Below are 13,977 nucleotides of genomic sequence, written 5' to 3'. Positions count from 1 at the left end.
ATTTAGATTTTTGTAATTAAATACCGTTAGAGATTTAATGAGAAAGCCACTTTTTGTAAGTGGCTGTATAGACATAAATTGAAAGAGTTTGTTTTTTTTCTACTCGGCCGGTTGTTCGGCCAGTTTGCTTTCAAGTTCCTCAATCTTTTTGAGGTATTCCTTTTCCTTTCTTCCCATTTCTTCCTGTGTGGCAGATAGCTCTTCCATATTCTGGCGCATTTCCTCTTCCTGGGCTCTCATTTCCTCTGATTGCTGCTGTGCCTGCTCCAGCAGGCTTTTTGTTTTTTCATTTATTTTCACACTGGAAAGGCTTGCGGCAATTATTTCCGCCAGTTTTTCTATGAAGTTGATTTGATAATCTTCAAATTCTTTAAGTGAGGCCAGTTCTATAACCCCAAATACAGTTTCATTTACTACCAGCGGTACTATCAGTACACTGGTGGGCACTGCCTCTCCAAGTCCTGATCTTATTTTGATATAATCTTCAGGCACTTCCTTAAGGTAAATGCTTTTCTGCTCATACCAGGCCTGTCCCGATAGTCCTTCTCCTTTAGAGATGATTTGATTCTGGTGTTTTTGTCTTTTCCACGCATAAGCTGCATAGAGTTCAAGATGAGGTTCGCCAATGGTATTGTTGTCCTCATCATTAAGTACAAATAACTTGCCCTGGTTGGCATTTACGAACTTCACCAGATCGGAAATTACTCTATGGCTAAGTTCACGCAGGTTGTTTTCATTGTTTCTGATAATCTCACCAAAATCAGCCAGACCCTTGGTGGCCCAATTTCGTTTTTCATCCTCTTCATCTGCAGCCTTGAGCTTTTGGTGCATATCAAGAAGTGCTTTTGCCAGTACATCATCCTTGTATCTTTCGTCATACTGCTGGTCCAGCCTGCCTTCCCCGATACTTAGGGTGAAGTCCGCTGCAGTTTTTATCCTTTCTACAAGGTTATTGGTGGCGGCCTGGGTTTCTCCTAGCTCGTCTTCGCTGGCTATATCCACCTCATCAGGAAATTTACCCTGCGACAAGGTAACAATGCCAGCCTTGATCCTTTTAATATTTGCGGTAAGCTTGTTTGAAAACCGGATACTTATAACCAGGCCAGCGCCAAGTTGGACAATAAATACCAGTAGAAAAAAAAGAAGAGTATTATCAATGATGGATGAAGTTGTTGAGCGGATACGGGCTTCCAGATTTTCTATGAGAGGCTCCATTTCATGCACTATGGCCCTGAGTTCTCCTCTCAGTCCGGATTTCTCATTCAACCCCAGTTTCATCTCTGCTTCTACAATCTGGTTGAACGTGCTCTGATAATTATCCAGATTATTGAGTATCGTATTTTGCTGATCTTGAAATACAGCGCTGCTGTCAGTGTTTTCTGCATTTGTTATCGATAACTTAAACTCTTCTACGTCCCGGTTAAATTTCTCGGGATACACTAATTCCTTTCTTAGCAAAAAATCCTTCTCATGTCTTCTAAGGGTCAGCATCAATGCACGGTCGTAGGGGAAGTTCGTATTTTCAACCTCATGGATTGCCTTACGCAACTCACCTTCCAGCCCCCAGTCCTTATAACCCCTTTCTTTGACGGTTTCGCCTATTTGTTTAAGCTTTTCACTGTACTGTTCAATGGTTTTTCTCATAGCATCAAAAGAGTCTTTCAGCTCCATTGACCCGCTTGACGGATGTTGCTTTAACTGCGAAAGTTCCTCCTGTAGCTTTTGAGTAATTTCATTTATCACAGTTAAATACTGGCTTTTACCGGTTTGAAAAAACTCCGGATTGGTTGTTTCCCGCATCAAAAAATCCTTCTCTGCACGTCTCAGTTGAAGTACCATAATAGAGATGTCATCTATTCTTTGGTTCAGGTTCTGGTGGTTCATTATTTTATTGATGGAGTAATAACCCCAGCCTGCTAAAAGGAACGACAATGCCAAAACGGCTCCAAAAGCTGCGATTAACTTGTGCTTTATTCTTTTTCTTATCGATATATTCAAGGTTTATGTATTTTGGGGTGAATACAAAATCAAAAATAAGACTGATATCAGGCAAACTTTACCTGCTTTGCTAAGAGGTATTTGCAGATAGGTTGAGGAGTAAAGTTCGTTTGGAACAAAATTCAAAGAGAATAAGCTTCCTTAAGCAGGTAATGATATATGGGGGATTCATACACTGATAGTTTGTTGCCGTATTTTAATTTAGCTTTAATTTTTAGCTTTTCCAAAGCCAAAACTTAAAGGAGTATCAAACGTTTAAATGATGATTTTGAATTACTAAATTTCTTTCATGAGTGAACCTTTGTACAGGCCTGAGAGACATACCCTTGCACGACGAGAAGAAGTGCATATTACTTCATCCCGTGATTTAGTTAATTATGATAAATGTCAGAATAAAATTTGATCATTGACCTGTTAAAGTTTATGACAGAACAATAGCTTCACAAAAAAATAAGTAATGCCTTTAAGATTAATATTTAACACCTTTCTGATTCTATTGATAGCCTCATGCGGTAATGATAATGAAAAGGTGAAACCTCATTTGGCTACAATTACAGAGTCCGTGTATGCCTCCTTAACAGTACAGCCCGACAGTTTATACAATGCTCATGCGGCCGTGGGAGGTATAGTCGCCAGGGTTTATGCAGATGAGGGTACAATCGTGGATAAAGGGGAGAAGATCATGCAAATAACCAATGACGCTCCTGAATTGAATACTGAAAAAGCTAAACTGGCTCTGGAATTAGCCAGAGACAATCTAAAGGGAAATGCTGCAGTGCTTAAGGAATTAAAAGAGGATATAGAGGCAGCGCGGCTAAGACTGAGGCAGGATTCTGTTAATTTTTACAGACAGAAAAAGCTTTGGGAACAGAATGTAGGCACCAGAAATGAGTATGATACCAGGGAAACAGCCTATGAAATATCACAAAAGAATTTACAAGCCTTGAGAAGCCGGTATCAAAGAACCAGGAATGAGCTGGAAACTCAACTCGAACAGGCAAAGGTTAACTATAAGACATCGCTTGTAGCCAGCCGGGACTATACTGTTATGAGTGAGTTCAGAGGCAAAGTTTATAGCATTTATAAGGAGCCGGGCGAGCTTGTGAGTTTACAGGAGCCTGTTGCCTCCATAGGCAGTGCCGGCAATTTTATTATAGAAATGTTGATTGATGAAGTTGATATTGCCAGAGTTGAAGTAGGGCAACAGGTGCTTATCACTCTTGATGCCTACGAAGGGAAAGTGTACGATGCAATACTCACCAAGATTTATCCACAGAAAAATACGAGGACACAGACATTTACGGCAGAGGCGGTATTTAAAGAACCTCCCGGCATACTTTATCCTGGTCTTTCAGGTGAAGCCAATATTGTGATCCGTAAAAAGAGTAATGCTGTAATAATTCCGCGAAACTACCTGGTGACAGAGAATCGGGTAAAAACCAAAGAGGGACTGCTGGAGGTGAAAACCGGGCTCTATAGCATGGAAAATATTGAGATTGTCAGTGGGCTCGATACCAGTACTTATATCTATAAACCCTGATTTATGAACTGGCCGGTTATTCTTTCCATTTCCAAAACGCATCTGTTATCCAGGTTAAAGCAGTCTTCCATCGCGGCGTTGGGCGTTACTTTCGGCATCGGCACATTTATCATTCTGGTCAGTTTTATGACCGGACTAAATCACCTGCTGGACAACCTTGTACTAGATAGAACGCCACATGTGCACATTTATAATGAGATCAGGCCCAGCAAACAACAACCGGTTGACCTGATAGAGGAGTTTGCTGGAGGCATCAATATAGTGCATTCTGTAAAACCTAAACAGAACCAGGAAAGAATACACAATGCCCTGCCTCTGCTGGATTATTTGCGCAGTGATTCCAGAGTACGCGGTGTAACCCCCCAGGTAAAGGCCCAGGTTTTTTATGTCGCAGGTTCCATTAAACTGAATGGCATTATTAACGGTGTTGATATAATGGAGGAGGTGCGGCTATTTAACATAGCTGATTACATTGTGAAAGGTGAGCCCCAGAACCTCGCAAGAAATGATAATGGTATTCTTTTAGGCGCAGGAATAGCTAAAAAAATGTCATTGGATATGGGGGATAAAATCCAGGTTGCAACAGCCACGGGGGAAATGTTCCCATTGAAAATAGTTGGGCTCTATCAGAGCGGACTTGCGGAAATTGATAATATTCAGAGCTATACCAACCTGAAAACAGCTCAGAGGATTATGGGAGAGGGCAACAATTATATTACCGATATTAATGTAAAGCTCCATAATATTGATGATGCTGTACCCATGAGTAATGAGATCAGGAAGCAATATAATTTAACAGCCGTAGACATTAATACCGCCAATGCCCAATTTGAAGCAGGAACAAGCATCCGCAATATCATTACCTACGCTGTTTCCATAACCTTACTCATTGTGGCGGGTTTTGGTATCTACAACATTCTGAACATGATGATCTATGAGAAAATGAATGATATCGCTATACTCAAGGCTACTGGTTTTTCAGGAAAGGATGTGAAAATGATATTTATCAGCCAGGCCATGCTCATTGGTGTGGTTGGGGGTGTGACAGGCCTTGTTTTCGGTTACTTTATTTCAGTTTTGATCGATCATACACCTTTTGAGACCGAGGCACTGCCAACTATTAAGACTTTTCCGGTAAACTTCAATCCGCTGTACTACCTGATAGGGATTGTATTTGCGATAGTCTCTACATTTTTAGCGGGATATCTGCCGGCGAGAAGAGCTGAGCGCATAGATCCTGTGGAAATTATCAGAGGTCAGTAAATATCATATGATGATCAATGTACTAGAGGCAATAAAAATCAATAAATATTTTACCGATCCGGTGCCTTTTCATGTATTGAAGGATATCTCTTTCAGTATCAGGAAAGGAGAGTTTGTATCCATTATGGGAAAGTCAGGGTGCGGAAAGTCTACACTGCTATACATTTTGTCGACCATGGATTCGGACTATACAGGGGAACTATACCTTTCCGGAGAAAAGCTCACTGGTAAATCGGGTAAGGAGTTGTCTGCTGTTCGCAATTCCGAGATAGGGTTTATTTTTCAATTTCATTACTTGTTGCCGGAGTTTACCATTTTACAAAATGTTATGCTTCCCGCACTTAAGCTGGCTAAAAAAGGATCTGCTCAAATAAAAGAAGATGCTATGCAAAAGCTTGAACTTTTAGGCATCGGTGACCAGGCAGGTAAACTGGCCTCACGTATTTCCGGAGGACAAAAACAGCGTGTTGCCATCGCCAGGGCATTAATTAACGAGCCCACCATTATCATGGCCGACGAGCCTACCGGTAACCTTGACAGTAAAAACTCTGAGAATGTTTTTAACATTTTGCGAAAACTAAGCCATGAGCAACATCTCTCTCTATTAGTAGTTACTCATGACCACGACTTTGCAGAAAAAACCGACCGTATTATCACCATGGAAGATGGACGGATTATTAGTTGATAAAAGTACTGCTCTCCTTATTTTAAATCTGAAAAGCTGTGCCAGAGCACTTTAGGTATGTCCTGAAGGATACGCCATTAAAGTGTTTTACTGCATACAAGCCACCTGATACGCTTTCGGGGTCATTCCAACTTCACTTTTGAAGGCTTTGATAAAGTGGGAAAGGTTTTCAAAACCGCAGTCAAAGCAGACTTCTGTAATGTTGACGGCAGAAGATTTTAATTGTGTCTGGGCAAGTTTTATGCGCTCCTTCAGGATATACTGGGCCGGGGATTCTCCTATAGCCTCCCTGAATTTCTTAAAAAAACTGGCCCTGCTCATACATGCCTTATCCGAGAGCTTGTCAATGTTTATTTTTGAAGTAAGGTTTTCCTTTATGTATTTGATAGTGGCGGCAAGAGCGTTGTTATTTGAAAGAAGGTGGTAGGAGCTTTCGAAGAGCAGGCGCGCCTGGGTTTGCATTAGCCTCACCAGCATTTCCTTTAAAGTGAGTTCAACCATGATGTCCTTTGCTTTACCCTGCTCACTTTTCGTTATCCTTATGATGCGGTTGATGGTGTCAGCCAGCTCCTTATTATTAGTCAGGTGGAAATACGCCGGGTCAATATTCCATTGTCCCCATGTTGGATCTTTTGGATGATATTCATTGAGCAGATCAAAAGTCTTTTGTATTACTTCATCAGAAATAGTAAGTGCTATACATTGAGTAGGATTACCTCTTTTTGCTTCTGGGAAATCTATATTCATCAGTTCTCCCGGAGGCAGGATAACAGACTCACCGGGCAGGTAATCAAATGATTCATGTTTGGCTAACTTCATGATCTTTTTGCCGGAAAGCATGCTCGTCAGCACAAAGTGGTCAAACATAAGATTTACATTCTCCACACTCTGATGAGTCTCAAACAGGTTTAATTCACACATCTCGAATGAATAAGAAGTCCTGTTCTCCACCAGCGTAAAAAGGGACCGTTCCTCCCTGATGGGAAATCTGTCGATAAGGTGCTTATTCATGGGGTAGAGGGTATAATTTAAATTTACATCTTTTCTTTAAAAAATCTAAGGGATAATATATGATTTAAGTCAGTTGATGCAGAAATAGACTGTGAGCATATTCATTTGGACTTGCAGCAAAGTTTTAGACAAATTTATCTATGAACTTATGGCTGTAAACCAAAAAATTAAGGAAATGGAAACAGTAACCCAGAAAAAGGCATCAATAGAAAGGCCTGAGTTCAAACCTCATTACGATCATTTCATCGGGGGCAAATGGACCTCTCCGAGCAGTGGTGAATATTTTGATAACATCAGCCCGATTGATGGTGAGCCTTTTACAAGAGCAGCCAGAGGTAATAAGGAAGATATTAACAAGGCACTGGATGCTGCTCATCAGGCTTTTCCGAAATGGTCTAAAACAGCTGCTGCCGAGCGGAGCAGAGTTATGCTTAAAATAGCAGATATTATAGAAAGTAATCTTGAATATCTTGCCCGGGTAGAAACTGTGGATAACGGGAAGGCGCTCAGAGAAACAAGGGCTGCAGATATACCGTTGTGTGTTGATCATTTCAGGTATTTTGCCGGTGTTATCAGGGCAGATGAAAGTACAATATCAGAGCATGATGAAACTACCATAAGTATCAATTTGCAAGAACCGCTAGGGGTTGTAGGGCAAATCATACCCTGGAACTTCCCGCTACTGATGGCTACATGGAAAATTGCTCCGGCACTTGCTGCAGGCTGCTGTACGGTAGTAAAACCGGCAGAACAAACGCCTACCAGCATTATGGTGCTAATGGAGCTGATTCAGGAGGTAGTACCTCCGGGGGTGATCAACGTTGTGACCGGATTTGGACCTGAAGCAGGTAAGCCACTGGCCAATTCTCCAAGAATAGCCAAGGTGGCCTTTACCGGCGAGACCACGACGGGAAGATTGATTATGCAGTACGCATCAGAAAACCTAATTCCGGTAACTATGGAGCTGGGAGGCAAATCTCCTAATATATTCATGCCCAGTATAGCCGACGCTGATGACGAGTTTTTTGACAAATGTGTTGAAGGAGCCGCTATGTTTGCACTGAACCAGGGAGAAGTCTGTACATGTCCGTCACGGATCCTTGTTCATGAGTCAGTGTATGACCGCTTTATGGACAGGGTAGTGGAGCGCACCAAGTCCATTAAAATGGGGCATCCGCTGGCGGAAGATACTATGATGGGTGCTCAGGCCTCCAATGACCAGTTTGAAAAAATCCTTTCTTATATGGACATTGGTAAGCAGGAGGGTGCAGAGGTTTTGTGTGGCGGCGGGCCGGCTAAGCTTAATTCAGGACTAGAGAACGGCTATTATATAGAACCTACCATATTTAAAGGTACCAACAAAATGAGGGTATTTCAGGAGGAGATCTTTGGTCCTGTAACTTCAGTTACCACGTTTAAAGATACAGAAGAAGCCATAAACATAGCCAATGATACACTTTATGGGCTCGGTGCCGGCTTATGGACGCGCGATGCACATGAAATCTATCAGATACCAAGGGCAATCCAGGCAGGCCGTGTTTGGGTAAACTGCTATCATGCCTATCCTGCACATGCTCCATTTGGTGGATATAAAAAGTCCGGATTCGGCAGAGAAAACCATAAGATGATGCTTAATCATTATCGCAACACCAAGAATATGCTGATCTCTTATGATAAGAATAAACTTGGTTTTTTTTAATCAAATGATGTGTTTTAAGGGTTAAGGTGGGCTGTCTGATGGGCAATCAGGCAGCTCCATCTTACTTTATAAAAAGAGCAAAGCCATGGTTAAACGTATTGAAGCCACAGAAGACGCCCTTGAGGTCATAGATCAGCTGCAAAAACGCTACGGGCCTTTGATGTTTCACCAAAGCGGGGGGTGCTGTGACGGGTCGCAGCCGATGTGTTTTGAGGATGGCGATTTCAAGGTAGGAGAGAGTGACGTACTATTAGGGGAAGTTGCCAATTGTCCGTTTTACATGTCGAGAGACCAGTTTGAATATTGGAAGCATACTCACCTTACTTTGCATATAACAGAAGGGCGTGGTTCCAGTTTTTCACTGGAAATACCTCTGGGCATTCGTTTCATTATTAAATCCCGCTTATTTACAGAAGAGGAGCTACAGGTTCTTGAACAGGAGCAAAATTAGCCTCTTTATTATTCTTTTGTGATTCGGTAAATCATCAGATGCTGGTCATCTCCGGTTATTCTCAGCAGGTATATGCCCCGGGGTGCACTTATATTGGTATTTATCTCGTCAGTGTTGTCATACTGCTCTTTACTTATCAGTTTTCCCGATAATGACCGTATTTCTACTGTCACCTTATTGTAGGCCTTACCCATTGTTATAGAAAGTGGACCATTGGTAGGGTTTGGATAGGAGCGGATATAGTTAGCGGTTAATGCATCTGCCTCTTCCCTTGTTGTGCTAAGTTTCAGGTCACTTTGCTTTTGAATCTGTTGTGACGGCATTAATCCATAGCTCGTCAGGTGAAGTACTATAAGGATAACGATTGGCTTGATATTCATACTATTCTGTTCTGGCTTCTATTATAAAACAGGTAGCCGTACAATTATTATACCCCGAATGATTTTTTTTTATAAATACATGATTTTCAGCTCAGTATTGGAAATGTATTGGTGATACTTTGGCTAGTGATCCGTTGATTATTTGCTAAATGTTTTTTAACCCTGAAAAATTAAACTTTACTTTGATACTTCATAAAATGGCAATTATCAATGGCAGCAAGGGGAGGTTTTTCCAGTAAGTTAGGTTTCATTGCCGCAGCGGCAGGATCGGCGGTAGGATTAGGTAATATTTGGCAATTCCCGTATGTGGCAGGTCAAAACGGTGGAGCGGCATTTTTACTGATTTATGTAGCATGGATATTTTTGATAGGCTTGCCGGTGATGGTAGGTGAGATAGCTGTCGGCAGACGTACTTTGGCTAACCCATATGGGGCTTATAAGGAGCTTGGTGGAAAATCATGGGCATTTGTAGGGCTTTTCGGTATCATTTGCGGTGTTATGATCCTTTCATTTTATAATGTGGTAGCGGGCTGGGCCTTTGGCTATTTTATACAGGTAAGTTTTGGGGATATTCTTAAGGAACCTGACTTTGCAGGCTATTTTAATAATTATGTTGCCGATTATTCCGATAACCTGTTATTCAGCATATCCTTTATGATCCTCACGGCGTTTATCGTTTACAAAGGGGTACAGAAAGGAATCGAAGGCACTTCAAAGGTATTAATGCCCACTTTGTTTGTTATTTTGATCCTGATTATAATCTACGGGCTTACTTTGCCCAATGCTATGGATGGGGTGAACTTTTACCTTATTCCCAATTTTGATCTCATTAATGGGGCTACTATTTACTCAGCGCTTGGGCAGGCATTTTTCTCATTGAGTCTGGGTATGGGGGCATTGATCACGTACGGTTCTTATATAGGCAGGCAGGACAATATTATCAGCTCGGCTACCATGGTTACCATCGCTGATACCATGGTTGCATTTCTGGCAGGTTTAATGATCTTCCCTCTTGTGTTTTCACAAGGACAGTCGCCAAGTGAAGGCCCCGGGCTTGTGTTCGTAGCGCTAATGGGCGTATTCCAGACTATGGATCCTATAATGGCACGCTTTGTAGGAGGCGGATTTTTCCTTTTACTGAGCTTTGCTGCTTTAACGTCTACTATCTCTTTGCTTGAGGTGCCGGTGGCATTTTTGGTTGATGAGAAAAAAATAAGCAGGGGAAAGGCCGTAGCACTGATGGCTATAGTAGTTTTTGCACTAGGACTTCCGAGTATGCTCGGCTTTGGGGCAACGGAATTCTTCACTGACTTTATGTTCTACGAAGGTATAACCAAGTCATTTATGGATGTGGTTCAGGATATATTCTTTGTTGTCAGCCTGCCTTTAGGAGGTTTTTTACTGAGTATTTTTGTTGCCACACGCTGGAAAAGGCATAATATGTCGGAAGAAATAAGCCATGGTAATAACAGGTATATAGGATCAATCGTTGAGAAGTTCTTTAATACCATGATCACCTTTGTTTGCCCGGTTGTGCTTGGTGTTATGTTTGTGCTCACCATGTTACAGAAGTTTTTTGGGATCGAGGTGTTTTAGTGAATCAAATCACTAACTAATATCTTTAGAAGGCAATACAATCGTAAATTTCGTGAGCTTGTTGACTTCGCTATCCAGCTCGATTGTCCCGCTAAGTTTTTCCACCGATTTTTTAACCAGGTACAGACCAAGCCCGTTGCCCTTTGACTTTTGTGAGCCTCTGTAGAAAAGGTCAAATATTCGGGGCTTAATGGCTGAATCAATACCCTCTCCATTGTCTTCAACACTCAGATAAATAGAAGAACGCTTTTTCCGGGCACTGACTTTGATGGTAATATCCCGAGATATGTCACTGAATATCAAAGCATTTTCTATCAGGTTCTTCAATATTATTTTTAGCAGGTTCTGATCAGAGTGAAAAGTAAGACTCCCCTCCATCTGGTTGAGAATGACATAGTTGTTTTTTTCAATACGCAGTGACTTTTTGATTTCATTGATCAAATCTTCCAGGTTGATGGAAGTATAGCTTACTGTGGTCTGGAGAATGACATGCATGGAAAGCAGCTTGCCGAGTATATTATTCAAATTGTTGGAAGTATCCTCAATACGGGTGAAAAACTCCAGGTATTTGGGGTCGGTCGTGAGTGCTTTACCCAGCATAGTCAGGCCCAGCAGACTCGCTGTAGGTCCTTTCAGATCATGGGAGGCCCTGTAAATAAAGGTGTCCAGCTCTTCATTGGTAGCTTTAAGCTTTTCGAGAGTCTGACTTAGGTCTTTGGTCCTTTCTTCAACTTTTTCTTCGAGTTTTGAGTTCACCTTTGTCAACTCCTCATTAACATGAGTGATCTTCTCATGGGCGTTTTCGAGTTCGATGTTCTTTTGAGAGAGCAGTTCATGCTGTTGCATAAGTTCTTCCTTTTGCTCCTCCAGCCTTGAATTGATATCCCTTAGCTCAGACGTCTGCTCCTGCACCAGAGCGGTGAGGGTTTTGTTGCGCTTCTCAATATTGTAAATACTTAAGCGAAATACCCCGAAAATAAGTAGAATTACACTCAAAATTATGCCTAGTATAAAAGCAGAAGTTTCGTAGAAATGTGGTTCTACAATGATGGTTAGTTCAGCAGGATCTTCGTTCCACACACCGTCTTCGTTACTGGCAGTTACTGTGAACCTGTAAGTACCATGTGTGAGGTTTGTATATTGAGCTTCACGTACATTTTGACTCTCCACCCAGTTTTTGTCAAAACCTTCGAGCATAAATTTATACTTTACCTTGGATGGGGAAGTGTAGTTAAGGGCTTCGTACCTTATCGCTATTCTCCGGATATCAGGCTCTAATCGAATCGTATCTTTCTTTATTTTATGCTCTATACTATTGGCAGATACTTCAGTTACAAATACCGGAGGTGGTGTTTCATTGCGCCCCAGAGTTCCGGGTTTAATAACAAACACTCCGTTAAGCGCAGGTATCCATATTTCTCCCTTTGACGTGATTAAAGACTTCGCTGCTCCTGTACATTCTGCCACATCAAGGCCATCCTGTTTATCATACAGCCTGAAACTGATATTACTTATTTTACCTTGCGAAAAATCATTCAGCTCTTTTTTACTGGCCTTTACCACACCTTTGCTTGTTGGCAGCCAAACATCACCGGAGCTGTCTTCAAGGAAGTCAAAGGGAGCATCGGTTGCGAGCCCGTGCGCTGCTGTAATATTGAAAAACCTTTGGCCTTCCATTCTGCATATTCCTGCATTGGTCATGATCCACGTTACATTATCCTTATCAGTGTAAGTATTGAAGATCAGATTACTGGGCAGGCCGTTTTCCTTTGTTACATACTTAATACTTCCGTCTGGCTGTATAATATTGAGCCCGTTTTCATTTGTACCAATTAACATGTTACCCTTGTTGTCTTCCCTGATTGACATGATAAAGTCGGAGTTGAGAAGTGTTGATTTATTGATAATGGTAAACTCGTCTTCTCCGGTCACTTTGGCTAATCCGCCGGCCCGGGTGCCGATCCAAATGGTTCCCTTTGAGTCCTCATAAATGAGTCGCACCTTGATATCCGGCAGGCCGTTTTCCATAGTGTACCATTTTTCTTCACCAGATGGCTTTTTAAGCAATAACCCCATAGAAGTACCTACCCATAGGTTACCCCGGGAGTCTTTTAAAATGCTTCTGACCCGTCGGTCAGGTAAGGTTGTTTTTATGTCAAATGTGCCGACTTTCCCATCCTTTATGGTATTAATAACCCCGCTGTTGGTACCTATAAGTATTGTGTTGCTGTCATACTTGGCTACACTACTTATGGCCTGAGATGCCAGGCCATCCTGTGTGGTATAGTTAATAAATTTACTTTTTCTGATGAGTGCGAGGCCCGTATAATATGTGGTGCCCCAGATCGTTCCGTCTTCATCAACAAAGGCATCTGTAAAAAACTCACCCGGAATGATTTCTTCCAGCGGTAGCTTAAGCCACTCTCGGGTGCCGGAGAGCTTCTTGAATAATCCGCAATCGGTTGTCGCCCAAAGGTTATTAAGCGAGTCCTCAAATATTTTGGTGACAAAACATGCCCCGATTTCGTTAATCAATTCAAAGGTTTTTCCATTATACCGGGCCAGACCTATGTTTGTACCGACCCACAGGGTGCCGGTTTGATCAAAATACACTACAACTACATGATTTTCCGGCAGGCCGTCTGCCACCGTATATACATGAAAATTATTGTCTTTAAATTTAATGAGACCATTGCCCTCTGTGCCGATCCATAGCTCTCCCTGCCCGGTCTTTACAATGGCACTCACCGTAATATTTTCAACAGAAGAGTGGTATCGAAACTTTCTAATCTCGTTGTCTTCGCGATAATACAGACCTTTGCCTCGTGTACCTATCCAGATCCTGTCATCATTATCTATATATAAAGTCTGAACGGACTGAGCTTTTAAGCTTTCATTGTTTTCACTTTTAAACTCACCATTTTCATAAGACATAAGGCCTTCGCCATAGGTGCCTATCCATAGCTTATGGTTAGAGTCTTCCTCGATTTGCGAAATGGCGTTGGAGGGAAGGTTATTCTTTGCCCGATTGTATGTTTTGAATTCAATGCCATCAAACTTCACTATACCATCGAACGACGAGATCCAGATGTATCCTTTATTGGATTTATGGATGTATGTCAGTGTATTAGACGGAAGCCCGTCGTCTGTTGTCCACCGGTCTACATAGTATTGTATATCAGGGCTTCCGGGCATGGAAAGCCGCTTTGATTGGGAAAAGGACAAGTTGCTGCTCACCTGCAACAGGACAGATACAACGAGTAGAAATTTGAGTAAATACGGCATTAAATAAAAGCTATAATTAATGAATATAGCAGATTATTTACGGTTATCCTATTGTAGTATCAGCTTATA

Annotated in this window: 10 protein-coding genes; 6 read left to right on the top strand and 4 right to left on the bottom strand. The window is 41.8% G+C overall.

What is annotated here, in order from left to right:
• Window positions 1-99 precede the first annotated feature (99 nt).
• The gene (locus LVD17_RS23370) at window positions 100-1,998 is read right to left on the bottom strand and encodes a GAF domain-containing protein (protein ID WP_233761880.1); all 1,899 of its coding nucleotides are present in this window, start codon (window positions 1,996-1,998) and stop codon (window positions 100-102) included.
• 457 nt (window positions 1,999-2,455) lie between these two features.
• Between LVD17_RS23370 and LVD17_RS23365 the strand changes: the two genes are divergently transcribed.
• From LVD17_RS23365 to LVD17_RS23355, 3 genes are read left to right on the top strand one after another with little or no spacing between them, the layout of a single operon-like run.
• Entirely contained in the window at window positions 2,456-3,538 is a 1,083-nt protein-coding gene (locus LVD17_RS23365; RefSeq protein ID WP_233761878.1) for an efflux RND transporter periplasmic adaptor subunit, read from the top strand.
• Window positions 3,539-3,541: 3 nt separating this feature from the next.
• Window positions 3,542-4,801, top strand: coding sequence for an ABC transporter permease (locus LVD17_RS23360; RefSeq protein ID WP_233761876.1), 1,260 nt, complete (start codon window positions 3,542-3,544; stop codon window positions 4,799-4,801).
• A 7-nt stretch (window positions 4,802-4,808) separates the two neighbouring features.
• Window positions 4,809-5,486 carry an ABC transporter ATP-binding protein gene (locus LVD17_RS23355; protein WP_233761874.1) on the top strand — a complete coding sequence of 226 codons (678 nt, stop codon included), beginning with the start codon at window positions 4,809-4,811 and terminating at the stop codon, window positions 5,484-5,486.
• Window positions 5,487-5,573: 87 nt separating this feature from the next.
• On the opposite strand, the gene LVD17_RS23350 is transcribed toward LVD17_RS23355, so the two are convergent.
• A complete protein-coding gene (locus LVD17_RS23350) occupies window positions 5,574-6,497 on the bottom strand; it encodes an AraC family transcriptional regulator (RefSeq protein WP_233761872.1) in 924 nt (307 codons plus the stop codon).
• Window positions 6,498-6,672: 175 nt separating this feature from the next.
• On the opposite strand from LVD17_RS23350, the gene LVD17_RS23345 reads away from it, so the two are divergent.
• Both LVD17_RS23345 and LVD17_RS23340 read left to right on the top strand, forming a co-directional pair.
• A complete protein-coding gene (locus LVD17_RS23345; protein ID WP_233761870.1) occupies window positions 6,673-8,196 on the top strand; it encodes an aldehyde dehydrogenase family protein in 1,524 nt (507 codons plus the stop codon).
• Window positions 8,197-8,281: 85 nt separating this feature from the next.
• Window positions 8,282-8,647, top strand: coding sequence for a DUF779 domain-containing protein (locus LVD17_RS23340; RefSeq protein ID WP_233761868.1), 366 nt, complete (start codon window positions 8,282-8,284; stop codon window positions 8,645-8,647).
• A gap of 8 nt (window positions 8,648-8,655) precedes the next feature.
• Here the strand turns inward: LVD17_RS23340 and LVD17_RS23335 are convergent, their stop codons facing one another.
• Window positions 8,656-9,027, bottom strand: coding sequence for a T9SS type A sorting domain-containing protein (locus tag LVD17_RS23335; RefSeq protein ID WP_233761866.1), 372 nt, complete (start codon window positions 9,025-9,027; stop codon window positions 8,656-8,658).
• Window positions 9,028-9,237: 210 nt separating this feature from the next.
• Between LVD17_RS23335 and LVD17_RS23330 the strand changes: the two genes are divergently transcribed.
• Window positions 9,238-10,623 carry a sodium-dependent transporter gene (locus LVD17_RS23330; RefSeq protein ID WP_233761864.1) on the top strand — a complete coding sequence of 462 codons (1,386 nt, stop codon included), beginning with the start codon at window positions 9,238-9,240 and terminating at the stop codon, window positions 10,621-10,623.
• A 12-nt stretch (window positions 10,624-10,635) separates the two neighbouring features.
• On the opposite strand, the gene LVD17_RS23325 is transcribed toward LVD17_RS23330, so the two are convergent.
• Window positions 10,636-13,908, bottom strand: a complete 3,273-nt coding sequence (locus LVD17_RS23325) for a two-component regulator propeller domain-containing protein (RefSeq protein ID WP_233761862.1) — start codon at window positions 13,906-13,908, stop codon at window positions 10,636-10,638.
• Between the last annotated feature and the right edge of the window lie 69 nt (window positions 13,909-13,977).

This window comes from Fulvivirga ulvae (genome assembly GCF_021389975.1).
Classification (GTDB): domain Bacteria; phylum Bacteroidota; class Bacteroidia; order Cytophagales; family Cyclobacteriaceae; genus Fulvivirga; species Fulvivirga ulvae.
The sequence above is the reverse complement of the archived record's forward strand: the minus strand, read 5'-3'. Positions and strand labels throughout refer to the sequence as shown.

Excerpts from the sequence above, each read along its gene's own strand:
- LVD17_RS23365 (WP_233761878.1), top strand. The coding sequence starts at position 2,456 with ATGCCTTTAAGATTAATATTTAACACCTTTCTGATTCTATTGATAGCC.
- LVD17_RS23360 (WP_233761876.1), top strand. The coding sequence starts at position 3,542 with ATGAACTGGCCGGTTATTCTTTCCATTTCCAAAACGCATCTGTTATCC.
- LVD17_RS23355 (WP_233761874.1), top strand. The coding sequence starts at position 4,809 with ATGATGATCAATGTACTAGAGGCAATAAAAATCAATAAATATTTTACC.
- LVD17_RS23350 (WP_233761872.1), bottom strand. The coding sequence starts at position 6,497 with ATGAATAAGCACCTTATCGACAGATTTCCCATCAGGGAGGAACGGTCC.
- LVD17_RS23345 (WP_233761870.1), top strand. The coding sequence starts at position 6,673 with ATGGAAACAGTAACCCAGAAAAAGGCATCAATAGAAAGGCCTGAGTTC.
- LVD17_RS23340 (WP_233761868.1), top strand. The coding sequence starts at position 8,282 with ATGGTTAAACGTATTGAAGCCACAGAAGACGCCCTTGAGGTCATAGAT.
- LVD17_RS23335 (WP_233761866.1), bottom strand. The coding sequence starts at position 9,027 with ATGAATATCAAGCCAATCGTTATCCTTATAGTACTTCACCTGACGAGC.
- LVD17_RS23330 (WP_233761864.1), top strand. The coding sequence starts at position 9,238 with ATGGCAGCAAGGGGAGGTTTTTCCAGTAAGTTAGGTTTCATTGCCGCA.
- LVD17_RS23325 (WP_233761862.1), bottom strand. The coding sequence starts at position 13,908 with ATGCCGTATTTACTCAAATTTCTACTCGTTGTATCTGTCCTGTTGCAG.